The organism is Lamprobacter modestohalophilus (assembly GCF_016583905.1).
Taxonomy (GTDB): Bacteria; Pseudomonadota; Gammaproteobacteria; order Chromatiales; family Chromatiaceae; genus Lamprobacter; species Lamprobacter modestohalophilus.
This window is the reverse complement of sequence record NZ_NRRY01000027.1, coordinates 39,082-61,846: the sequence shown is the minus strand read 5'-3', so window position 1 is coordinate 61,846 and position 22,765 is coordinate 39,082. Positions and strand designations below refer to the sequence as shown.

Below are 22,765 nucleotides of genomic sequence, written 5' to 3'. Positions count from 1 at the left end.
GATGATTGAAACCAGGGGTTGGCTGTGCTTGCTGTGTATCATCGTTGTGATCCATCGGAAGTCGTGTCAGCGACGACGTTTGTGACCTCTGGCTGGCAGTGCAGCTGCGCCGAGAGCCAGCCGAGAGCCGCGGCGATTTCTGCGCGAGTCACAATTGACCAGAGCAGCGCAGCTGGCAGGTAGCTGATGACGAGTCCGACGCGCACAACAACCGGTGCGGTGCTTGCCGTTATCAGCAGTCCACTGAGTAACGCAGTGATCAGTACGGGCTTGCCGACGGCGCCTTTATCGACAACGATCCCGCGTCGGCGCAGGAAGTAGACATTGACCGGAATCACGGCGGCGGTTGCGGTCAGCGCTGCGGCCGCCGCCCCGACCAGCTCGAAGGTCGGGATGAGCGCCACATAGGCGATCATTAGCAGGCCGGTGCGGACGATATTGATCAGAAGGGGCCGAGCAGAGTCACCGACTGCCGCCAGTGTTGAGCCAAGGGTGGCCTCGATCATCAGCAGGCTAGAGGCAGCCATCAGCAGCGCGAAGGGGAGGGCGCTCTCAAGATAGGTGTCTGAGAACATGAGCACGACAATCTCCCGGCCGAAACCAAAGGTGATGACGCAGCCAAGCCCGAGCAGTAGGGAACCGAATCGGGTTGAGTTGTGCAAGAGCTCACTGACGCGGCGCTTGTCTTCCTTCAGGGCATGACGGGCGACGAATGTGAAATAGACTTGGAGGAACGATTCGTGAAACTGCATCAGGCTTTCGGGGATGCGGCGCGCGACCTCATAGAAGGCAACGGCGGTGGTGCCGAGCAGTGAGCCGATCAGTAGGGTGTCGGCGCGCAGCGAGAGGAACGAAAGGAAGTAATTGGCATAGAGCGGCAGGCTATAGCTCAGCATCCGCCGCAGCAGCTTGGAGTCGAACTCGAATCCGAGTCGGAGCTTGCAGGCGAGCCCGGCATAGCCGAGTGCGGCGACGCGCGAGAGCAGCTTGGCGGCGAGTAATGCCGCGAGTCCCTCGCCCCAACCCAGAACCAGGGTCAGAATGACCAGCAGATTGACAAGGCTGCTGAGGGCGTTGGTGATGCCAATCGCGCGAAAGGCGAAGCGCGCCTGGTGGTGTGAGAGGGTCAGCTTGAGGAAGGCCTCGAACACGAACCAGCTCACCAGCAAGGCTAAGAGCTCGGCTGTCAGCGTCACCTCCAACAGGCTCAACAGCGGCGCTGCCCAAAACCACAGCGACGATGCTGTGAAGGCAACCGTTGGGGCGAGAAAGAGGAAGGCTGTGCTGGTGATCCGCCGTTGTTGGTCGGGCGCATCGATACCGGAGAGGAAGCGCGCGAGCGCCAAGTGGATGCCGAAGCTGCTTCCTTCTGCCAGGAAGATGACCAGCGTCTGCAGCAGGAAGAAGGCCCCAAGCTCGGCGGCTGGCAGGATGCGGGTGCTGACCATCAGCCCAAGCATGCCCAAGACCACGACCGATAGACTGCCGAGTCCAGTCGCGAGCATGCCCGCGAGGAAGCGTTGGAGGAGGGTTGCAGACATGGTGGCGCTTAGTGCTCGGTGTTAGCCCGCATGATTGGCATGAGCCGTTGCGGCTTGGGCACCTGAGGCTGAGCCAGGGCGGTCGGCTTGCACAGCTGGACTGTGGCGATCATCAGCGCGATCACCGGCGTCCAATGCCAGAGCATCATGTAGGGCTCCAGCATCAAGGCTGGCACCAGTCCAATGAAGGCGAAGCTGCAGGCGACCGCGAGCCGCTGCGTTTCCGCGTCGAATGAGGGGGCGATTTGTTGGCTCCGGTGCTGCAGCCGACGCGCGGGCGATGCCAACTGGACGCGCCGCGCCGAGAGGCCGCCCATGGCGGTGCCGACCAGAATCCAGATGAAGGCCGCGAATCCGACCACCCCAAGATTGAACAGGATCGCGACATAGCCGTTGTGGATGTAGCTCGGTGAACTGCAGTCCATAGAGTCCAGCGGCAGGCAAGGCCGATACGGGGCCGCCAGTCCATGCCCAAGCAACGACGGTGGCATCACCTGGGGCAAGGCGTACTCGAGCTCGATCACGCGCTGCTCTAAGGTCTGTGTATCGCGGTCGCCGCGGCGGTAGTTGTCTGGATCGAACATGCTGCCGATGCGCTCGCCGGTTGCTTGCAGGGAACGGCTAAGCTCAGAGTCCGGCGCCTGCGTTAGGGCGCCGATGACCGTCAGCGTGACAATCGCTGCCGCGGCAGCGCCGGCGCGCAGGAGCTGCGCGCGCTGCGCCCTCGGCAACAGAGGCAGGGCGGTGAGCAGAGCCAGAGCCGCGCTACCCCAGAGCGCCCGCCGAAAGGTGAGAATCAACCCAATGCCAAGCAGACCCGTGCTGATCCATGTGCGCAGGGTCGATGCCATTCCCTTACGCGCAGCGAGCGAGAGCACCCCTAGGATGAGGGCCAGGTAGATCAGGGATTCGCCGGGTGGGATGACCCGTGCGATCTCGTCATGGGTCAGTCCTTGCGTGTTCAGCGCCTCGACACGTCCGGGCAGGATCGGCACCCCGGGGCCTAGCGCCGTTTGCAGGATTGCGGCAACGGCGGTGATCACCGCCAGTAGCGTGACGCCAATCCAGAACCGTCTCAGCTGGGCTCGGTCTCGGATCAGATTGGTGATCAAGAAGTAGATCACCAGGTATCCGGTAGCGCGCAAATGACGGATGCCGCTATCAGCGGGTATCTCCCCGCCTGAGATCCCTTTAAGGGTGGCGATCACACAGACGCCGATGAACAGGGCAACGGGAATATCCAAGTCGGTGCGTCGAAAGCGTAGCCTGCGCGTGACGATGATGCGAAAGCCCAGGACCGTAAATAGCCAGAGAATGATCAGGTCGGAGATGTGCAAGCTACCGACGCCGAGGTTCAGCGGTGGAAGCTGTTCCTCGCTCAGGATGGTTGAGGTGTAAAGCAGCACCCCCAGGATGCCGTACTCAGGCCAGCGGCTGATCAACCAGAGGCCGAGCGCGGCGGCCGGCGCCAGAAGGATTGCAAGCGGTGCTGCGTCGATGGTGACCGCGCCGACCAAGGCCCCGGCGAGCAACAGCGCCGAGCCGAGCAGCGCACTTTGCCAGCGTGCGCTGCTTGCGACAGCGGCAGCCGCCGCAGATGTCGTGCCGGTGCGACCGGCGGAGTAGGCGAGGTTGGTCATCTCGATGCGCTTGCCTCAGCCTGGTGTCGGTGCAGGGTAGACCAGCGCCGGCACCGATGTTGGTGGGCGTCCGCGACGGCCGCTGTCGTTTCCATCCGCGCGGGCAGGGAACAACGCGGCGAGCCCAACGTCGAGAGGTCCGGTGATATCGCCTTCGGAGACCGACCCGAGGTGGATGATGCCCAAGCGCCGCTCGAGCTGTGTGGGTGTCGTGATACCAGGGTCCAGGTAATCGAGGAGGAGCGCGATTCCAACACCGCCGAAGGTGGCGACGAACAGGCCGAGCAGCACCAGGGTGCGTTTTCCGGGGCCGACCGGATCGGTGGCGACCGTTGGCGGCTGGGCGATACTGGTATTGACCAGCTCTTCGCGCGACATGGCCGCCGAGATCGCCGCCGTATCGGTCTTCTCACGATAGAGCCTGTGCGCGGCCTCGGCCCGTGCCAGCTCGCGACGCAGCTCTTTCGCTCGGATTCCTTTGGTGTTCAGTGCCAACAAGGTCTGCTCGATCTGAGCGGCTTGGGTCTCGAGTTCGGCAATGCGGGCACGTGCGCCCTCGAGCTCGGCCTCGGTGTCGATCAGCAGTGTCACCATGGCTTCGAAGCCCTGCGCGAGCGAGCGGCGGTCTTCGATGTCGAGGAGGGCGCCAGCGCGGGCCAGGGTTGCGCGGGTCAGCTCAATCTCGGTCCAGAGTTGGCCGCTGTCGCCGACTTGTGGGGCTGCCCCTGCTACGTGTTGCCGATCACTGTGCTGCGCTGCAGTCTGCGGCTCGACAGCAGGTTGGCTAGCCAGTTCATCGATTCGCCGCTGAATCATCTGCTTACGCTCATCCAGTCCGCTGAGTGTGACCTCCGCGTCGATGATCTGGGTCTGCAAGTGGTCGTAGAGGCTGGTGTCCTGTCCAACGTTGAGGTCGTAGCGTTTGAGCTGTCCGAGCTTTGCCAACTCGCTATAAAGACGATCGACTTCGCTCTTCAGCGCCTTGCCGCTGCGACCGCTCTGAGTCCGCAGCAGGAGGCCGCGCAGCTGGTCTTCGAGCACCCGGATGCGCGCGAGCTTGTCTGAGACCTCGGCCTGCTCTGCGCGCAGACGCTGCAGCCGGTGTCCTTCCTCTCCGCGTTGTTGCTCGACGTCCGTCAGTTGACCCTTTAATACGGCGCGCTGGCGCTCGAGCGATTCGCTGCGAACTCGTACCGATTCAGAGAGGATCTGCTCGCTGGTTTTCGCGAGTAGACGGGTCAGTTGGCTGGCTTGGGCTCGGGTCTGGCTGAGGTCTTCGTCGATACGTTTCTGCCGATCGAGTATCGAGCGCTTCTCGGCCTCGAGCACATCGTGCCCCTCTGGCACGTCGATGATCGTGATGCCCGCGTCGCGCAGGTAGCCCTGCAAAGCGCTTTCGGCTGTAACCAGCTTTTCTGCCGCGGTTTCCGTTTGCCGGCGAAAGAAGCTTTCGGTTCCTGCCGGCTCGTAGAGCTCGGCACGATGGCGCTGATAACCGTCGACGAGGGCGTCGAGAAAGGCCTTGGCCTCGCGTGGGTCGGGCCAAACGAAACGCAGCGAGATGATGTTGGACTTTGGCTCAGGACTGACCTCGAGAGACTGCTGCATGTCGTCCACCTGCTCTTGCAGGCTGTAGCCGTCCAAACCGCGTCCGCCTTTGCTGTTGTCATTGCTTTCGGCATCGGCATCGGCATCGGCATCGGCCGCATGTGCTCCGACGAACTGCTTAAGCCACTGGCCTATCGTCTGGACCCAAGAGAAGGCCGATGCAGACGTTGAGGCTTGGACATCAGCGGGTCGGATGGCCTTGACCGCTTGCTCAATCAAGATGCGGCTGTTGAGGATGCCGATCTCGGTATTGATGTCTTCCTCATAGAGGTTATCGGAGACCCACATTGGGGTCTCGCGTGGCGACAGCGGCTCGCGAGCTACCCCTTTCTTGACCAGGACCTTTGCGGTGGCTTCATAGCTTGGCGTTTGCATGAGTGCGCCGAGCAACACGGCGACCATGACGCCAGTGGTGAACAGCAGCACCAGCCAGCGGCGTCGAAACAGCGGCCGCAGGAGATCGCGTAGGCCATAGGCTGGGCTAGCGATATCCGGATAGAGGTCCGGTGTAAACGCCCAATGCGGGTGTCCCGAATGGTGGCTCGGGCTTGGCAGGGCGGCGTCGAGAGCACCCTGATCTGAGCGGTGGTCAGCCATGGGCGGTTACCGGGATGGGGCTGGGTCCAGCGTCAATATCGCGTTCGAGGAACGATGTCACCAGCCGGCTATCTGTCCACTCGGCGATGCAGTCGCCGACGCGGCACAGGGCTTCCATGCTGAGCTCCGGGTACAGCGGCAGTGACAGCAACTGGTCTGCTGCCGCCTCGGCAACCGGGAGGTCGCCCTTGCGGTAGCCGAGCTGTGCGTAAGCCGGTTGCAGGTGGATCGGATGCGGGTAATGGATGGCACAGCTGATCTGCTGGTCGGTCAGGAAGCGCATCAGGGCATCGCGGCCTTCGGTGCGCACGGCGTAGATGTGGTAGACGTGGCGAGCGTAGGCGGCTTGGATTGGCGCGCGCACGCCAGTTACACGTGAGAGCAGCTCGTGGTAGGCATAGGCGCGCTCCCGGCGCGCCATGTTCCAGGAGTCGAGATGCCGTAGCTTGACCTCGAGAACGGCGGCATGAATGCCGTCCATCCGCGCGTTCCAGCCGATCAGGCGATGCTCGTGTTTATTCGCCTGGCCGTGGTCACGCAGCATGCGAATCTGGCTGGCCAGTTCATCATCGTTGGTGGTGACGGCGCCGGCCTCGCCGGGGGCACCGAGGTTTTTACCCGGATAGAAGCTGAAGCAGCCAGCCCGCGCAAGGCCGCCGGCGCGACGGCCACGGTATTGGGCACCATGGGCCTGGGCGGCGTCCTCGATGACGCTGATGCCATGGCGTTTGGCGATGCGGTTGATCGGGTTCATGTCGGCGGTCTGGCCGAACAGATGCACCGGCACGATGGCCTTGGTGCGGGGCGTGATGGCGTCTTTCAGGGCTTTCGGCTCCATCGTCAGGGTGCACTGGTTGACGTCGATGAACACCGGTTTAGCGCCGCAGAAGCTGATCGCTTCAGCGGTCGCGAAGAAGCTGTTCGGAACCGTGATGACTTCATCGCCGGGCCCGACTCCTGCTGCGAGCAGGGCGAGCCAAACAGCGTCGGTGCCACTGCTGACGCCGATTGCGTGGCGGCAACCGCAGTAGTCCGCGAAGGCCTGCTCGAAGCGTTCGACGAAGGGGCCACCGGAGAAGGCGTTGCGCGCGAACACGGCTTCGATGGCGCTTTGCACCTCGCTGCGGAGCGGGGCGTATTGGGCGCTGAGGTCAAGATAGGGAATGGGCTCGTGCTTAGCGGTCATATCCGTTGGGTCTCGGGGTTGGTTGCGGCCTGGCATCAGGCGTTAATCGCGTTGTCTAAGGGGGCGCGCTGGATTGCCAGCGACGATCATGTGCGCGGGGACATCGCGCGTGACCACGGCGCCAGCGCCGACGATGGCGCGCTCGCCGATGGTCAAGCCGCAAAGGATGGTCGCGCCGGAACCGATGGAGGCGCCTTGCTTGACCAGCGTCGGGATGCATTGCCAATCGGTGTCCTGCTGCAGTTCGCCCTGCTCGGTCACGGCGCTGGGGTAGGTGTCGTTGATGAACGTGACGTTGTGGCCGATGAAACAACCGTCCTCGATCTGCACGCCTTCACAGATGAAGCTGTGGCTAGAGACCTTGCAGCGTCGGCCGATGACGGCGCCGCGCTGGATCTCGACGAAGGTGCCGATCCGAGTCTCATCGCCAATCCGGCAGCCGTAGAGGTTGACGAAGTCGCGGATCACAACGCCGTTTCCGAGTTCGACATCGGCCGCGATGCGACGCAGTGCAGACGCGTTTGCGTCGACGGCCTCAGCGCTCAGGTGCAGTGGATGCGGCGCGTTCATGCCAAGCTCACCGCGGCGGTGCCGTTGGCCAGTGAGCGCGAGGCAGCCTCTAGGACGCGCACCACTTCAAGGCCATGTCGACCCTCGGATTCAATACTCACGCCGTCGCGAATGCGATACAGGAAGCGCATGCATTCGACGCGCAGCGGTTCATCTTGCTCGATGAACGGGCTATAGACGCCGCCGTAATGATAGGAGTAGAAAAACTCGGCGTAGGTGTCATAGGTGCGTGGCACCTCGACTCGTTTGTCATAGATCTTGAGCTTCTCCAATGGCTCGGTGTCTTCGTAGACGATCATCTTGTTCTCACCGACGACGGTCATCCGCCGGACCTTGTTCGGATCGAGCCAGCTGCTCTGAATGGTCACGAATGGGCCTTGGTCGAAGGACAATGACATGTTGGTGACGTCCTCGATGCCATCGCGGACGTGCGCCTTACCTTGACAGCTCACGGTATCTGGGCTATTGCCGAGTAGGTGGAGAATGATTGAAATGTCATGCGGAGCAAGGTCCCAAGCGACATTGATATCGTGTTGGAAGAGCCCGAGATTGAGGCGTTGGCAGCCGATATAGAGCACGCGACCGATCTCTCCGCTATCGATGATCTCCTTCATCTTGCGCACAGCGGCGTTGTAGACGAAGGTGTGTCCGACCATCAGCGAGAGCCCGCGTGAATCAGCCATGTCGATGAGTTGTTGGCATTCCTCGCTGGTTCGCGCGAGTGGTTTCTCGATAAAGGTGTGCTTGCCTGCGGCGAGGCTCTTGCTACCGAGCTCGAAATGGGTCGATACCGGTGTTGCAATGGCGACGGCATGGACATCGGGGTCGGCTAGGACGCGCTCGAAGTCCGAAGTGCAGCAGACTTCGGGGTAAAGACTTGTGACGCGAGCGAGTCTGGAACCATCCCGATCACAGGCCCATTTCACTCGGCAATCGGGAATCGCATTGAAATTTCTGATCAGGTTCGGTCCCCAATAGCCGCACCCGATGACGGCAACATTGATTTGGCTATCGCGCTGGATGTTCATAGGGCGGCTCTTATTGGTTGATTCTGGCTATTATAGGACGTTGGTCGATGGGTCGGCGCTTGAGGATAGGCTTAAAGATTGAAATGAGCGATTGTCGGTTGCTGGAGATGACTGGTATGCAATGTTGCCCTGCGAATTCGGCGAAGTCTGCCTTGCATGGGCAAGGACTGCGGCTGGAGTTCGGAGTAGGATCAGCAGGTCATCGCGTAATCTGGTGCGAATGGCGTAGCGCACATCCAGCTCAAGCATCTTGCTGAATGTCGTGCTGTTCTTTCCGCTGACCTGCCATAGTCCGGTAAGCCCTGGGAGGACGTTGAAGCGGGCAAAGTGCCAGCGGCGGAAACCTTCGAGCTCATAACCGAGGCAGGGGCGCGGGCCCACCAGGCTCATCTCGCCCCGCAGCACGTTGATGAGCTGTGGCAGCTCATCGATACCGAGCTTGCGCATCACGCCAGCACCTGGAATGACGCGCTGATCGCCTGAGCTATCCAGCTTCGTCAGGCTGGCGTCGTTCTCGATCAGTTGGCGCAGGTGGGCCTGATGATGGGTTGGGTCGGCATCTGTGCGCATGGTGCGCAGCTTGAGCAATGAGAACGGCTTGCCGAGATAGCCAAAGCGCCGCTGTCGAAAGATGATGGGTCCCGGGTCACGTGCCTGCAGATAAAGTCCACAGGCGATGATCGCTGGACCTAGCGCCAACAAGAGTGCGGATGCGCCAATCAGGTCTAAGGCCCTTTTCCAGGCAGGTATCGGTTTACGCAGTAGGTCTGATAATGGATGGATCTGTATTGGGCCCGTATCGTTTAGGCCTCGAGCGCTTGTCTTGGTATCGCTAACATGTTGAGAATGGGTGAGCCGGATATTCCGCTCGCTGATTGTTTCGATGCCATCACCATAGCTGGGGTCGTGGCCGCGATCGGCGGTGACGGGCATCGGGTAGACTGAGATAAAACAATGGGCATCGATTGGCATTGAGATCTGCGCCAATACACACTGAGCGATCTTTCTTGCTGCTGCCGCATCGATATTCGGCACCAACACGACGAGCTGCCCATTGATGCGGCCAACGACGCCGGAATCGGAGATTTGCTCACGCAGAGGCTCGATCAGGTTTTTCTCAAACTCGCGTTGTAGCGTTGAATTGTCGAGGATATCGAATTCGATGAGTGCGAACGGATGTTCCCCGCGATCACAACGTTCGCGAGAGAACTCGATCAGCAGTCGCATATCATGTTCGGTGATCACGCCAAGATTGGCATCATGAGTCTTCACCAAGCTGGGGAAGATGGCTGCAGAGCTGAAGCGGATCATTCACTGTACCTATGCGGGCCCGGCGATGTTTGACGACAACAGTCCAATGCGTTTTCGACCCGCGGACACGCTGACGTGTGCTGAATGAGGATCGATGACGGTGCCTCGGCGAAACAGTCCACCGATTGCGGGCTCTATACTGGCAATCCGAACGCGCTGAGCGAATCGGTAGCTTCCTTAGCGGGGCATGGGGTGAAAGCAGCTCGAATGGCTGCGGTGTCTCCCCTGGCGGCTTACAACGGGCGCTGGGGTGACTGCTGGAGAGGTAGTGAAGGTGCGGACGACTAGGGGATTACCGGATGGCGGTTCGGGGAGATTCCCTGAGGACGAGGCTCCGTGAATTGCCTATTTAGCCGGTGTCGAGAGAATGTAAAGATTGCGCCACGCTAAAGGCCGGAAACCTTAGGAGATGACTGCCGAAAAGGGCTAGGGCGACTGCAGACGAGGGTGAAGAAGACTGCCGATGAGAGTGCTGATGGGGCAAATACGACAATCGTTAGGCGAAGGTGCTGATACCGGTCCTGAAGCCGGTGCTGATGCACGCTGTGGGTTCGCCTCAGGCGATGTGGCCGCCTATAGCGTCGATATCGATGCCGATATCGGTCGGGAGTGGGTCAGTCAGCATCGAGCGGTCATCGGTCGGCTTGGGAGCGCTCGGGTATCGGCTAGCTGGTTGGCAAGGCTATCCTTCTTGGCGAGGCCATCTCGCCGATGGATGGCCTCGCCGTCTCCTGTTAACGCATTCGGATGTTGTCGACGCGACCACTGCCTCGGATCAAGAACCCGTTTACACGTTCGAGCTGAGCGTCAGGGTAGCCGTCCGCCAGGTCAGCGGCCAGATCACGCTCGAAGTGATGCCAGCGTCCGTCGGTGAGTGCCGTTCCGAGCCCATGGTGGACGTACTCTCGCCAGACCCAGGTCGACGATTCGTCCACTGGCGTGTATTCGAGATACATCTGGCCGCGGCTGGTCTCGATGTCAACGTAGACATGGAAGGCTTCGGCGTATTTGAGATCCCATTCCAGGATCGCATGTTCCGAATCCGCCCAGGGGCTGTTGTCGTCGCGTTGCAAGTGGTAGCCGCTGTTCCAACCTGCGCCACTCAAGACGATGACGCGGCCGTCGACATCGGCATCGGTCTCGTTACTGATGGTTTCGCCGCGGGAGCCGGTGTAAACGCGCCATCCGAGCGTGGTGCCGTCTTCGGCGTCCTCGTAGGTGATCCCTGGCTCGGGCTGGTCGGGTACATCGTTGCCGGTCGATGCGAGCAACAGATAGCCAACGCGCTCGTTAATGTGCCGGGTCTCAACATCGCGGGATTGCTCTTCGGCAACCCAAAGATCGACCGCGGTATTGGTGCGGAAGGTCCAGCGCAGGTTGGCGGTGTCGCCGCCGTTGGTGGTTTGCATCTGCGCGAGCAGGATCGGCGGCTCGGTGAACGCGCTCTGGTAGGCAACGGTATAACTGGTGTGCCTTACCGCGTTGGGGGTGATGCCGACCTCGGCCCACAGGTCGCCAATGGTGCCGGTGCCCGGCTCGATGGCGATGTAGCTCAGGGTTTCAAGGCCATGGGTTTGGTCCGCGGCCTCTTCTTCGCGCATGCCGATCTGGAATCCTGTCGCATCGACGTTACGGATGCGCGAGATCACCGGCGCCGGGTCGAGGTTGCTCGTAACAGCACTCAGGACCATCGGTGGCTCGCCGAATGGCGCCGTGAAAGACTGCCGCAAGAAGCCGGGAGGCCGGCTCGTACTGATGCGCCCAGCCTCGATCCAGCGACCATCATCGGTTTGCAGGGTGCCGGCATTCATCACCATCCAGCCCAGGGTCTCATCGACATGGCTGTCGTCAAGGTAGTCCCATTCTTGGATGCGTGCCCAAAAGCCGTCGCTCGTGACGCCGTCGATGCGCACCAAGGCTGGTTCTTCATCGGCTCCGCTCAGCGGGCGCGCCACGACCACAGGGTCGGCCCAGGCTTGTTGAAACGCGATCCACTGCCAGTCGCTGTTCAGCTGCACCTCACCGGCTTCCAGCGAGCCAGCCTCGGGGCCTGGCTCTGGCTCTGGCGGGCTGACGACGATGTAATTGGAGCGTGTCAGCGTGTCGCTTCCGCCTGGTCCGCTGACCGTCAAGGCGACACTATAGGTGCCGGGCTGCACATAGCGATGCTCAACCCGTTCGCCGGTGGCTGTGGCGCCGTCGCCCAGCGTCCATTGGCGGCTGTCGATCATGCCGCTGGAGGTGTCGGTGAAGACCAGGCTCAGCGGGGCCTCGCCGCTGCGAGTGCTCGCGCTGAATGCAGCCTCCGGCGCAGCGGGCAAGGAGGGCACGGTTGCAATCAATTGCGGCGAGAAGGTGCTGCAGAGCGGCGAGTCCGTGACACAGGCGCGCACCGCAAAAGCATAGGATCTGCCCTCCGTAAGATCGGAGACGGCCGCGCTAGAGGTCTCGCTCGAGACTTGCTGATCCGGAGGCTGGCCCGCCTCCCCGTAGTGGAGCTCGTAGGTGATCGAGCGTGGGTCATTGATGGTGCCCCACGTGAGTCTGGCATCCGCGCCGAGCGCCGGCTGGAGCATCGCCAGCGCGAGCATCGCCAGTGCGACGAGCCCTCGCCGATATGCCGGTGTTGCTGTCCTTCGCATCCGGCCCCCCTGAACAATATGTTTCATGAAATACCCGTTATGACTGCGGTTACGTTTGTCAGCGCCAGTGCGGCAAATGCACGTGGCGACCGTCGGCGGGGGCTCTAGAAACAAGGCGCAACAATCCCTACGCGGCATGGTCAGGAATCTGACCCCGCGAGCGATGGCCTGTGGTCTGCACCAATAAGCTTGTTGGACGGCCCCCAGAACACCCAACAGCGTTCGCCTCAGGTCGCTCTCGTTGTCGATGACGAGAACGACCATCAGCGGTGTTCGGTCCGAACTGCGGGCGGTGACAATCGGTGACAGGTGCCTCGGTCTGGCCGGGCACGAGCTTGGATCGCGACTGCAGGTATCGAACCAAACGAGGCGTGTCTCCGGCAAATCTGGACACTCGAAGCGATGAGCGCCTGTAGCGGGAAACAGTGGTCTCGTAGCGCGGCCTCTTGCGTGCCGCCGAACAGGGTTGTTCTTGGTTCTTCTTCAGGGATTGCCCGATAGACTCGGGTCTAATTTTGTGGGGGGTCAATTATACATACTTGAACATGCTGATCAAGCCGTGCGTGCGCTTCGCGCGTCGTTGGGCTCTGGTTACCGGTGGGATGACGTGTGAGGTGTGCAAAAAAGCAAGGCGGCCTGAGATTTGACACAAATCGTCTCAGGAAGCGTAGGCGGGACTCAGGGGTTGAGTCGGGTATTGGCGGGGAGCCCGCCGCGGACGCGGGACCGCGGGGGCTTAGGCGGGAGTCCAGTGATGGGATGTTGAGCTTACGATGGGATCTTGAGTTCAGCTTGTGGCGGCGACTCTATTCTCGAGCGATGCCGCAGATGCGCCGATGCGTTTCTCGGCCTCAAGCCAGTCCTCGATCTCGTGGCCGGGCTCGAAGCCGCGAGCCTCGGCGAGGTAATAGGCGATTTCGCTGATCGCTTCGTCGCGCGGGCAGTCGTCTTCCGGATCGCTCATGTTTTCTTCCGTGATTTCTGGTGATGGCTGGGCTTGCTTGCCCTTACTGTTGCCCCGCTTGTGCGGGGTCGTGCTTGCTTGGTCATTCATCGTCATGCTCCTGAGGGTTAGGTGTGGTCGATCAGCACCTCGAGCCTCGACGTCGGCTGCGTGTCTGTGCCTGATCTCGATGCGAGCCCTCGCGAAGGGCACTTTTTCAATACTAAGTAGGACCTTGGCGGGTCGCGATCGGGTATTTCCGGATCGGTCGCTCGGGGAAGGTCGCAACCGGAGCATCAATGCTGGCTCGATCCGCCCGGACCCGAGCGTCTCGCGACCAAAAATCCCTTATCGGTGTTCGGGGGCACGCCCTGATCCCGTCGGAGTGGCGCGGACGTTAGCCTTGCGATCAGGTACCGAGGATTAGGCGCGCTTGCAGCGCTTGGCGACTCACGCAGCACCGCTCCCGGTTGGCCCAACTCGTGCTTAGGACTAACGCACCATGAGCTCATCTGCCGTCAAGGGGTCCACCGCGGCTCCGACCCTTTCGGTCGTCATTCCGGCCTTTAACGAAGAGCACAATCTGCCACGATTGATCGCGGAGCTCAGTCCCGTCCTCGGCGATTTGGACCTGTCTTGGGAAATCTTGATCGTCGACGACGGAAGCGGCGACGGCACTTGGGACCTGATCCGAGCGCTTCATCAGCAAGAGCCTCGGATTCGTGGCTTACGGTTCTCACGCAACTTCGGCCATCAGCACGCGCTCATCGCTGGTCTTGCTGATGCGCGGGGTGATGCGGTGATCTCGATGGACGCCGACATGCAACATCCGCCGGCGTTGGTCCCAGAGCTGGTCGCGGCTTGGCGTCAGGGCAAGAAGGTGGTCTGCACCCTGCGCAAGGATAGCGATGAGATTCCGAGCGGGAAGCGATTGAGCTCGCGGCTCTATTACCGCTTGTTCTCGGCGCTTAGTGGAGTCGAGATCAAGAGCGGGATGGCTGATTATCGGCTGCTCGATCGGCAAGTGTTGGATGACCTTCTGCAGTTCCGAGAAAGTGGGTTATTCCTGCGTGGGCTGGTGCAATGGATCGGTTACCCGAGGGCCGAGGTGCCGTTCAGCTGTGGCACGCGGGTTGAGGGGAAAAGCCGGTATACGCTGCGCAAGATGGTTCAGCTCGCTTGGAACGGTGTCAGCTCGTTCTCGGTGGTGCCGCTGCGCATCGTGACGCTGCTAGGGCTGATGGCCTCGCTTGCCGCGTTTATGGGCTTTGCTTATGCCATCATCAGTCATTGGATGGACGGTAACACGGCGCCTGGTTGGACCTCGTCGGTGGCGATTGTCTCGATTCTGTTCGGCATTCTATTCGTTTGTCTCGCGGTGCTCAGCGAGTACCTTGGGCGCATCTTAGACGAGGTCCGTTCGCGCCCGCGCTTCATCGTCAGTGAGCGTGCCGATGTGCCGCTCCAACCGCTGGTTAGCCAGGCCATTGAGGCTGCTCCGTCAAAGAGGCCGCGAGAAGCGGTTCGGATCGTGGCACGCGCATGAGCATGTGCGCGCACCACGATCAAGGCGAAACCAAAGGCCAGTTCATTCGATTCGCCGTCGTTGGTTGTATCAACGTCTTGGTGAGTCTGCTGGTCTTTCAGGTCTGTTACAGCTCTGCCCAGTTCGGTGCTGGCCTCAATCTATTGATTGATGGCATGGCCTTGCGATTGGGGCTGGAATCGACCAATGGCGCCGTGTCTAACGCCTTAGGCTATTCGGCGGGGATGGTCTCGAGCTTTCTGCTCAATAAGCGTTGGACCTTCCGTGCAAGCGGGCCGCTCGCGCGCCAATTGCCGCGATTCCTTTTACTTAATCTGGTGGGACTGGCGCTGAGCAGCCTGAGCTTGTTGCTGTTCGTCGATCTGCTCCATGGATCGCATCTGACCGTTTGGGGCATCACAACCCTAGCCGTCGTCTTGCTCAACTTCTATGGCAACAAGCTCTGGACCTTCCGAGCGCAGCTACCGGTAATGAGCCATGAACGCGCTTAGACTCATTGTTCACGCCGACGACCTTGGTCTCAGCGAGCCGGTGAATGCCGGCATCCTCGAGGCCCATCAAGATGGGCTGGTCACCTCAAGCTCTATCATGGCCAATGGAGCGGCCCTTGATGATGCCGTTCGTCGCTGCCGCGCGACTCCATCGTTGGATCTTGGAGTCCATCTCACGCTCACCGAGGAACGGCCGCTTTGCGACCCTGCTACTATCCCCAGCCTGGTTGACGGCGACGGCCGCCTGCATCGGCACGCGGTTGATTTTACTCGCCGTTATTTGAGCGGCCGCATCGCGTTGGCCGAGGTGGCGGCCGAGCTCGATGCTCAGGTGCGTCGGGTTCTGGATACAGGCTTGCCGGTGAGCCATCTCGACAGCCACCAGCACCTGCATCTGCTACCTCGGGTTTGGGAGATTGCGGCTGAACTCGCGCGCCGCTATCACATTGCTGCGATCCGTTGTCCACTTGAGCCACTCAATCTGTCGATGTTCTCGCGGCCACGGCGGTTGTCGCGGGCTGCTCAGTTGGCAGTGCTCAACCGCTTCGCTGTCCGCCGTCGTGATGATCCTATGGTTTTAGCCAACCATTTTCGTGGCTTCTTTTTCGGTGGACGGCTGACGGCTAGTCGGCTGGTGGGTTTGTTGCAGGGGCTTCCTGCCAGCGGCGTCTGCGAGCTGATGTGCCATCCTGGTCAGAGGGATTCGTCCGGTGAATACAGCCATTGGGGCTATCAGTGGGAGAAGGAGCTTGCTGCATTGAAATATCCATTGGCGCGTCACCTATTAGATGATTACGGCATCGCGCTGACCTCCTATGCAGATCTGGTCCAGCCTGTGCCGGATCGCCCTTCTCTGACAGCCACAGCATAGCAGCATCAATATGGCCTATCAGTGCGGCATATACCTCTGGGCGAGCGGCTGTGGGTCTGTTCTGCGTCTGAATCTGGTGCACGCAGATCGAGTCAGAACGCCTCGTGGCATTGCGCGACGCGCACTGCCCGTTGACCGGAGTAGCGACTAATGGATGCAAAGCGACGATTGGACCTGGCGCTCGATGCGAGTGAGATTGGGATTTACCATATCGATCTGCGAACCGGAACGATCTGCGCTGATGCTCGGTATCTCGCGATGCTTGGCTATTCGCTGAGAGAAATCAATCCAACGTTGGACTGGTGGCGCAGCGCATTACATCCGCATGAGGTCGATGGGGCTAACGAGTCGCTTGTTGAGCTCATTAATGGCGATGGTGAGCGGTTGCGGAGTGAGTACCGTATGCGTCATCGCGACGGACGCTGGATCTGGGTCGAAGATCGAGCTCGCATCGCAGAGCGCGACGAGCATGGACAACCGCTGCTGATCATTGGCGTTCACATCGATATTTCGCAGCGTAAGCGTGCCGAGCAAAAGCTCGCCTATCAGGCCGAGCACGATCAGCTTACGCATCTGCTCAACCGCCACAGCTTCCTCTACTCGCTCAAGCGCGTCCACGCGGAGAGCCAGCGCACCCAGCGGCCTTATTGCATCGCAATGCTTGACTTGGACCTCTTCAAGCAGGTCAATGACACTTACGGGCATTTGGTCGGCGATCGCGTGCTCTCCAATTTCGCAAAGTTGTTGCGGCGATCGCTGCGCGAGGCCGATTGGGCGGCGCGCTGGGGCGGCGAGGAGTTCATCGTCTTGATGCCAAACACTGAGGCAGACCAGGCACAACGCTCAATGGAGCGTCTGCGCAAGACGCTTGCGACGGCCCGCTTCGGTATGGTCGAGCCACCGATCAGGGTCACTGTCAGCGCAGGGATCGCTGAGAGCAGTATGGATGATCGGGCTGGTGATGAGGTCATCAAGCGCGCCGATACGGCGCTCTATGCGGCCAAGCATCTGGGCCGTGATCGAGTCTGTCCAGCCTCCGCATGTCAAATGGCCTAGAAGGGACTAGCCGACCTGCCGTTGCGGCAGAGCGGTCATTCGATCGTCGCGTTGACCTCGGCAGCCCGAGGCCCAAGCAGGCAATTGGCCTCCTGGTTAGTACCCTGGGATTTCTCTGACTCGCCACCTCTTGGCGCCTCATCAATCCTTCCAGCGCTCTGCAGCCAGATCTGCGCTTCCTGACGGGCACGCCAGCCGAAGTAAAGCAGGATTGCGGCGCTTTGGGACGTGAGAAGCGCGGCCAGGTCTCTCGACATCAGTCCCAAGGTCAATGCAATGAACAGGAAATGCACGATATACAGCAGCCGATCTGGCGTTTCCAGGCGCAGTCCGCTGTAACGATAGGCGAGATAGGGCAGCCAACTGACCAGAACGTGTGCGATACAGAGAGCCGCACCGACGGTCGTCGCTGGTATGAAGAGGGCATAGCCGACCGATCGGAATAGCTGTAACAGCAAGTACAGCAGGCCGCGTGACTCAGGTTGGCGTTGATTGTAGAGCTTGAATGCTTGGCGAGCGGCGATCAGATAGCAGGCCCAGCCGAACGCGAGCGCGGCAAGACCATGCATCATCTGGCCGCTTGAGACCGGTGCATCGGTGGCGTATAGCAGCAGCAAGAGGCCTGGCGCTGCGATCGATAAAGAGGCAGTCCACGCCGCTGCAGGGTCCATGCGATCGCGCATCTCGGAATAGCCGCTAGCCAGCGTCGGAGCTTGCTCGCACTGCTCACCAATGACGTCGTTCTCCTGATAGCCGATCTCATAAACCAGCCAGAACGACAGATGCATGAACAGCAAGGCGGCCGCGGCGAGGATCGGGCTCGGCTGGGTCCAGGCGAACGCAAGAATGAGCACCATGACGTCGCGTTTCAGCACGACTTGGCTCATGTATTGCTTTCCGGTGCGCTTGCCACGGCTGCTGTAAAGAAACGGAATGTAGCCCCGCGCTAAGGCGTCCTCGTAGCGTGCATCCGGCCAGCGCGCGAGTACCGGGTGCCGGACAGCGTCCAGCACATCCTGATCTTCTGCGCTATCGGTGACGTACAGTGCTCGCCGTGCAGTCTGCTCGCCGAGCACCTGCTGGAGCGCCGCCCATTTTCCTTGCCGGCGCAACCTGAACGCTGACCAGAAACCGCCGACGACGCAGAGGCGCAGCCGTGGATCGATGGCCCGCAGAAGCGGCTCAACGATGGGCCGTAGGCCGAAGGTCGCGACCAAGGGCACGGCGGGTCCCTTTCCCAGCATTCCCAGCAATCGGCGGTTGGCATAGCGCGGGCCGAGCTGTACAGCCTTGCGCCGCCATAACAGCAGATTCCAAGGCATCAGTAGCGTGGTCGTTAGCACCCGGAGCCAGTCGCGATAGCGGCTCACCGCATCTTTGCGGGTTAGCCAACACCAGGGACGCAGCCACTCCAGCGCTAACAGAATGAGTACCGCGGGCAGCCTTGGCCACAGGCTTTGGAGATACATCTCGGTCGAATTGCGGAGCCAGAGCGTCTCGTCAAAATCCAAGATCACCGGAGTATCGCTCGCGACGCCCCGCAATTCGGCATGGAGTGCGCCTTCTGCCTCTTGTCTCTCGCTCGGTGGAAATCGGGTATTCATCGGTCCTGACTCAGGATGGTAGGGTATCGCCAAGACATCATGAAAACCCTGTGCGCAGTATTGCGACGCCTCTCTCAGGGTTGTGCCATGGCCGTGGATCAATTATCCACAGCCAGGTGGCGTATTCGTCCGAGAAAACCTGAACTCATCATCGGTCCCTGCCCGTAAGGGATCTCGTACGGACTCGGCGAGAAAGCGTTGCGCGAAACTTTGCATTGTTTCTGGCAAGCACTTCAGTCAACCTTACGTCTTGATTGCTGACCTGTTCGTTGACCTGTTCGTTAACCTGTTCGTTGACCTCTTAGTTGAGCGCTCTGTGCATCGATTTGCCCTGTCTCTACTGTTGTTGGCCCTCTCTGCCCTGATCGCGCTGCCGCTGATGGGCGCGAGTGCCGCGCCGGATGCTGAGCGTCCGGTGCGGCTCTGTGTCGATCCGGCCTGGGCACCCTTCGAGTACCTCGACAAGCAAGGCCAGCATCAAGGCATGGCGGCCGAGTACTGGCAGCGCATGACCGATCGTGTCGGGCTGCGGACCGAGATCGTGCCGACTGAGTCTTGGGAGGCGTCCCTCGAGAAGGCCAAGCGGCGCGAGTGCGATGTGCTGACCCTGGCCATGAAGACGCCGGGTCGCAGCCAGCATTGGCTCTTCACCAAGCCTTATGTCAGCTATCCATTCGTCTTGGCCACGCGCAGCGGAGCGCCCTCGGTCAGCCGCCTGGAGGAGGTTGCGGATAAGACACTGGCGGCGGTGAAGGGCTACGCCTACACCGAGCTGGTTCGCGAACGCTATCCGCAGATCCGATTTATCGAGGTCGAGAATATCAGCGAGGGCCTAGAGCGAGTCCGGCGCGGGGAGGCCTACGGGCTGATCGACTCGCTGGCCACCGTGGCCTTTGCGATTCAGCAGGCGCAGCTTCATGAACTGAAGGTGGCTGGCCGGTTTGCCGATCGCTGGGACTTGGCGATTGCGGTGCGCAATGATCGCCCAGAGTGGTTGCCGTTCTTCGATGCCATGACGCAATCGCTGACCGCGGAAGACCGTCGCGAGATCGAGAATCGCTGGCTGGCGGCCTGGATTGAATCTCCGCCCGATTTGCGCTGGCTGTGGGCTTCATTGGTGGTCTTGGCCTTGTCGGCGCTGCTGGCCGGTTTCTTCAGCTGGCGGCAGCGACAGTCGAGTAAGCAAACAGCACTACTCGAACAACTCAATGAGGCGCTGACGGAGGCGCGCGACCGCGCCGAGCGTTCTGAGGCGCGCTACGCGGAGCTAGCAGGACAGAGCCGAAGCTATGCCTGGGACGTCGACCAAGATGGCTATTACACCGATGTCTCGGACTCGGTCGAGACGGTGCTGGGGTATCGGCCTGAGGAACTGATTGGGCGCGCGTTTTGGGACATCATGCCGGCCGAAGAGCGCGACCAGATGCGCGACTTAGGCCTCGCAATGATCCGCGAAGGCGATTACCTCGCCGGGTTCGAGAATCAGGTCGTCGACTGCAACGGACGCCGGCTTTGGGTCTCCACCAGCGGCATGCCCATGCGGGACCAGTCTGGGGAGATCGTCGGTTTTCGCGGCATCGATATCGATGTCGACGAACGCCGGCAACAGCGGGATCTGCTGCAGTATTATGCCTTCTACGACGGGCTCACCGAGATCGCAAACCGGCGTTTGTTCCTTGAGCGCTTAGACGCTGCGATTGCGCACTTTGTCCGCCACGCAATGAGCGTTGCGGTGCTGGCGTTCGATCTCGATCACTTTAAGGTCGTTAACGACACCTACGGTCATGCGGCTGGCGACGCGTTGCTGCGCCAGTTTGCGACGCTGGCGCAAAGCTGTTTGCGACGCGGTGACCTCCTTGCGCGCCTTGGCGGCGAGGAATTCGCCGCGCTCTTATTCGAAACCAACGCTGAGGGTGCCCTGCAAACCGCGGAGCGTATCCGCGCCTGCGTTGCTGCGGAGCCAAGGCTCTTTGAGTCTCATCAGATCGCACTCACGGTCAGCATTGGTGTCACCTGCATTAGGGAGAACGATAGCCCTGAGTCACTTTTGGCACGCGCCGACGCCTCACTTTACGCAGCGAAGCAGTTGGGGCGGAATCGGGTCGTCATCCACGACAGCATTCCAGCCGCCGAGGTCGCCTGAGCCGCGCCTGAGCCAGGCTCGATCTGCACCGCCCGAGCCATGCCCGCGCCAGGCTTGATCCGCGCCGCCCGCGCCAGGCCTGAGCCAGGCTTGATCCGTGCCCCGTGCGACGCCCGAGCCGCTTGTCCATCACGCCCGAGACCATTGCATGCCGACATCACCGATGCCAATCGATCACACCGCGATTCGCGCAGAATTTCCGCTCTTTGAGGCCCACTCCAGCGGCAGGCCGCTGGTGTTTCTTGACAGTGCCGCTAGCACCCAGCAGCCGAGCAGGGTGATCGATGCGGTCGCCGAGTATCAGCGCCACCAGCATGCCAATATCCATCGCGCCGTCTATCAGCTCTCGCAGGGCGCCACCCGGCGCTATGAGGAGGCGCGTGCCACCGTCGCCCGCTTCATCAACGCAGCCGAGCCAGCCGAGTGCCTGTTCACCAGCGGCACCACCGGGTCGATCAATTTAGTCGCCGCGGCTTGGGGCCGCGCCAATCTACAGCCCGGTGACGAGATCATCCTCTCCACCCTCGAGCACCATTCCAATATCGTGCCCTGGCAGTTGGCCGCAGAGGCCAGTGGCGCGCGGATCAAGGTCATCCCGATCAACGACGCCGGTGAGCTGGACTTGGCCGCCTATCGGCGCCTGCTCTCGCCACGCACGCGGCTGGTTGCCGTCAATCATGTCTCCAACGCACTCGGCACCATCAACCCGGTGCGGGAGATCATCGCCGAGGCCCATGCGGCCGGCGCGCTGGCGCTGATCGACGGCGCCCAGTGGGTTGCCCACGGGCGCACCGACGTGCAGGCGCTGGATGCCGATTTCTACGCCTTCTCGGGCCACAAGCTCTATGGTCCGACCGGGATTGGCGTGCTCTATGGCAAGCGGGCGCTGCTCGAGGCGATGCCACCGTATCAGGGCGGCGGCGACATGATCGAGCGGGTCAGCTTTACGGGCACCACCTATGCTGGCCTGCCGAGCCGCTTCGAGGCCGGCACGCCGAACATCTCCGGCGTGATTGGGCTGGGTGCCGCGATCGACTGGCTGTCTGAGCGCGACTTTGAGCAGGTCAGTGTCTATGAGCAGGCTTTGCTTGCCTACGCGACCGAACGGCTCGCGCCGATCCCCGGTGTCGAGATCAAGGGTAGGGCGGCGCGCAAGAGCGGCGTGATCTCGTTTGTCGTGACCGATCCGCCGCTCGCGTCGCTCGATGTCGGCACCCAGCTCGACCTGCGCGGGATCAGTATTCGCACCGGACACCACTGCTGCCAGCCATTGATGGAGCGGCTCGGTGTGTCCTCGACCGCTCGGGCATCGCTGGCGCTCTACAATTCGCGCGACGATGTCGATCGACTCGCCGACGCGCTCGCTGAGATCCTGCAGCAGGCCGGTCTCCGGGCGGCAGCGCGTGCAGGCAGGTTGCAGGTTGATCAGGCTGATCTCGCGCCGAGGTCGCAGGTGTTCGGTTCCAACTCGAGCGCTGCGCCGGCCGACGGCATGAACCTGAACGAGGTCGCGGGCGTCGAACCGGCCTACCCAGCCGCCGCTGCGGATTCCCCGCAGGCTGCCGCGGACGCCATTGCCGAGGATTTTGCATTGCTGCCGGACTGGCCCACGCGGCATGACTATCTCATCGAACTCGGCGAACGGCTGCCTCCGATGCCGCCATCGCTGAAGACCGAGGCGAACCTCGTCCGCGGCTGTCAGAGCACCGTTTATTTGGCGGCTCGTCGCAAGCCGGGCTCGGAGGCGGTGATCGAATTTCTCGCCGACAGCGATGCGGCGATCGTGCGAGGTCTGATCGCGCTGCTGCAGCGGATCTGCTCTGGACAGTCGGCTGCATCGATTCTGGCCTTCGATGTCGATGGCTTTTTCGACCGCATCGGCCTCGATGCCAATCTGAGCTTGTCACGGCGCAATGGGCTCGAGGCGATGGTGCAACGCCTGAAGGCGTTGGCGCGGGAGACCTGAGCATAGGCATTGCGCAGGCCCT

At 61.4% G+C, this 22,765-nt stretch carries 16 protein-coding genes; 6 read left to right on the top strand and 10 right to left on the bottom strand.

The genetic code is table 11. The annotated features are described in order from the left end of the window. Window positions 1-38 precede the first annotated feature (38 nt). From CKO42_RS15765 to CKO42_RS15725, 9 genes are all read right to left on the bottom strand, one after another. A complete protein-coding gene (locus tag CKO42_RS15765; protein WP_200246102.1) occupies window positions 39-1,541 on the bottom strand; it encodes an oligosaccharide flippase family protein in 1,503 nt (500 codons plus the stop codon). Window positions 1,542-1,549: 8 nt separating this feature from the next. Continuing rightward, the gene (locus CKO42_RS15760; RefSeq protein ID WP_200246100.1) at window positions 1,550-3,181 is read right to left on the bottom strand and encodes an O-antigen ligase family protein; all 1,632 of its coding nucleotides are present in this window, start codon (window positions 3,179-3,181) and stop codon (window positions 1,550-1,552) included. Window positions 3,182-3,196: 15 nt separating this feature from the next. Next, entirely contained in the window at window positions 3,197-5,386 is a 2,190-nt protein-coding gene (locus CKO42_RS15755; protein WP_200246098.1) for a GumC family protein, read from the bottom strand. Then, the gene (locus CKO42_RS15750; RefSeq protein WP_200246095.1) at window positions 5,379-6,572 is read right to left on the bottom strand and encodes a DegT/DnrJ/EryC1/StrS family aminotransferase; all 1,194 of its coding nucleotides are present in this window, start codon (window positions 6,570-6,572) and stop codon (window positions 5,379-5,381) included. Before CKO42_RS15750 ends, CKO42_RS15755 begins: the two co-directional genes overlap by 8 nt. Window positions 6,573-6,614: 42 nt before the next feature. After that, a complete protein-coding gene (locus CKO42_RS27980; RefSeq protein ID WP_207148749.1) occupies window positions 6,615-7,142 on the bottom strand; it encodes an acyltransferase in 528 nt (175 codons plus the stop codon). Then, window positions 7,139-8,170 carry a Gfo/Idh/MocA family protein gene (locus CKO42_RS15740; RefSeq protein WP_200246093.1) on the bottom strand — a complete coding sequence of 344 codons (1,032 nt, stop codon included), beginning with the start codon at window positions 8,168-8,170 and terminating at the stop codon, window positions 7,139-7,141. The genes CKO42_RS27980 and CKO42_RS15740 overlap by 4 nt, the downstream gene beginning before the upstream one ends. Before the next feature lie 30 nt (window positions 8,171-8,200). After that, window positions 8,201-9,481, bottom strand: a complete 1,281-nt coding sequence (locus tag CKO42_RS15735) for a sugar transferase (RefSeq protein WP_200246091.1) — start codon at window positions 9,479-9,481, stop codon at window positions 8,201-8,203. 734 nt (window positions 9,482-10,215) lie between these two features. After that, on the bottom strand, window positions 10,216-12,123 hold the full coding sequence (locus CKO42_RS15730) for a PKD domain-containing protein (RefSeq protein ID WP_200246090.1): 1,908 nt from the start codon (window positions 12,121-12,123) through the stop codon (window positions 10,216-10,218). Between the two features lie 787 nt (window positions 12,124-12,910). After that, complete coding sequence (locus CKO42_RS15725) at window positions 12,911-13,177, bottom strand: DUF2934 domain-containing protein (RefSeq protein ID WP_200246089.1); 267 nt, start codon at window positions 13,175-13,177, stop codon at window positions 12,911-12,913. 391 nt (window positions 13,178-13,568) lie between these two features. Here CKO42_RS15725 and CKO42_RS15720 point away from each other — a divergent pair, with 391 nt between their 5' ends. From CKO42_RS15720 to CKO42_RS15705, 4 genes are all read left to right on the top strand, one after another. Next, window positions 13,569-14,612: a glycosyltransferase family 2 protein gene (locus tag CKO42_RS15720; protein ID WP_200246088.1), complete on the top strand. Its 1,044-nt coding sequence runs from the start codon at window positions 13,569-13,571 to the stop codon at window positions 14,610-14,612. 2 nt (window positions 14,613-14,614) lie between these two features. After that, window positions 14,615-15,103, top strand: a complete 489-nt coding sequence (locus CKO42_RS15715) for a GtrA family protein (RefSeq protein WP_200246087.1) — start codon at window positions 14,615-14,617, stop codon at window positions 15,101-15,103. Next, window positions 15,090-15,974, top strand: coding sequence for a carbohydrate deacetylase (locus CKO42_RS15710; RefSeq protein ID WP_200246085.1), 885 nt, complete (start codon window positions 15,090-15,092; stop codon window positions 15,972-15,974). The genes CKO42_RS15715 and CKO42_RS15710 overlap by 14 nt, the downstream gene beginning before the upstream one ends. A gap of 150 nt (window positions 15,975-16,124) precedes the next feature. After that, on the top strand, window positions 16,125-17,030 hold the full coding sequence (locus tag CKO42_RS15705; RefSeq protein ID WP_200246083.1) for a GGDEF domain-containing protein: 906 nt from the start codon (window positions 16,125-16,127) through the stop codon (window positions 17,028-17,030). 35 nt (window positions 17,031-17,065) lie between these two features. Here CKO42_RS15705 and CKO42_RS15700 read toward each other — a convergent pair whose 3' ends face one another. Then, entirely contained in the window at window positions 17,066-18,634 is a 1,569-nt protein-coding gene (locus tag CKO42_RS15700) for a hypothetical protein (protein ID WP_200246081.1), read from the bottom strand. A 316-nt stretch (window positions 18,635-18,950) separates the two neighbouring features. On the opposite strand from CKO42_RS15700, the gene CKO42_RS15695 reads away from it, so the two are divergent. Both CKO42_RS15695 and CKO42_RS15690 read left to right on the top strand, forming a co-directional pair. Next, window positions 18,951-20,777, top strand: a complete 1,827-nt coding sequence (locus CKO42_RS15695; protein ID WP_200246079.1) for a diguanylate cyclase — start codon at window positions 18,951-18,953, stop codon at window positions 20,775-20,777. A gap of 148 nt (window positions 20,778-20,925) precedes the next feature. After that, window positions 20,926-22,743 (top strand): SufS family cysteine desulfurase, encoded by a 1,818-nt coding sequence (locus tag CKO42_RS15690; RefSeq protein WP_200246077.1) that lies wholly within the window; start codon window positions 20,926-20,928, stop codon window positions 22,741-22,743. Window positions 22,744-22,765 lie beyond the last annotated feature (22 nt).

Coding starts and splice junctions, on each gene's coding strand:
- CKO42_RS15705 (WP_200246083.1), top strand. CDS start 16,125: ATGGATGCAAAGCGACGATTGGACCTGGCGCTCGATGCGAGTGAGATT.
- CKO42_RS15740 (WP_200246093.1), bottom strand. CDS start 8,170: ATGAACATCCAGCGCGATAGCCAAATCAATGTTGCCGTCATCGGGTGC.
- CKO42_RS15725 (WP_200246089.1), bottom strand. CDS start 13,177: ATGAATGACCAAGCAAGCACGACCCCGCACAAGCGGGGCAACAGTAAG.
- CKO42_RS15735 (WP_200246091.1), bottom strand. CDS start 9,481: ATGATCCGCTTCAGCTCTGCAGCCATCTTCCCCAGCTTGGTGAAGACT.
- CKO42_RS15730 (WP_200246090.1), bottom strand. CDS start 12,123: ATGCGAAGGACAGCAACACCGGCATATCGGCGAGGGCTCGTCGCACTG.
- CKO42_RS15765 (WP_200246102.1), bottom strand. CDS start 1,541: ATGTCTGCAACCCTCCTCCAACGCTTCCTCGCGGGCATGCTCGCGACT.
- CKO42_RS15710 (WP_200246085.1), top strand. CDS start 15,090: ATGAACGCGCTTAGACTCATTGTTCACGCCGACGACCTTGGTCTCAGC.
- CKO42_RS15750 (WP_200246095.1), bottom strand. CDS start 6,572: ATGACCGCTAAGCACGAGCCCATTCCCTATCTTGACCTCAGCGCCCAA.
- CKO42_RS15755 (WP_200246098.1), bottom strand. CDS start 5,386: ATGGCTGACCACCGCTCAGATCAGGGTGCTCTCGACGCCGCCCTGCCA.
- CKO42_RS15700 (WP_200246081.1), bottom strand. CDS start 18,634: ATGAATACCCGATTTCCACCGAGCGAGAGACAAGAGGCAGAAGGCGCA.
- CKO42_RS27980 (WP_207148749.1), bottom strand. CDS start 7,142: ATGAACGCGCCGCATCCACTGCACCTGAGCGCTGAGGCCGTCGACGCA.
- CKO42_RS15760 (WP_200246100.1), bottom strand. CDS start 3,181: ATGACCAACCTCGCCTACTCCGCCGGTCGCACCGGCACGACATCTGCG.
- CKO42_RS15715 (WP_200246087.1), top strand. CDS start 14,615: ATGTGCGCGCACCACGATCAAGGCGAAACCAAAGGCCAGTTCATTCGA.
- CKO42_RS15690 (WP_200246077.1), top strand. CDS start 20,926: ATGCCGACATCACCGATGCCAATCGATCACACCGCGATTCGCGCAGAA.
- CKO42_RS15720 (WP_200246088.1), top strand. CDS start 13,569: ATGAGCTCATCTGCCGTCAAGGGGTCCACCGCGGCTCCGACCCTTTCG.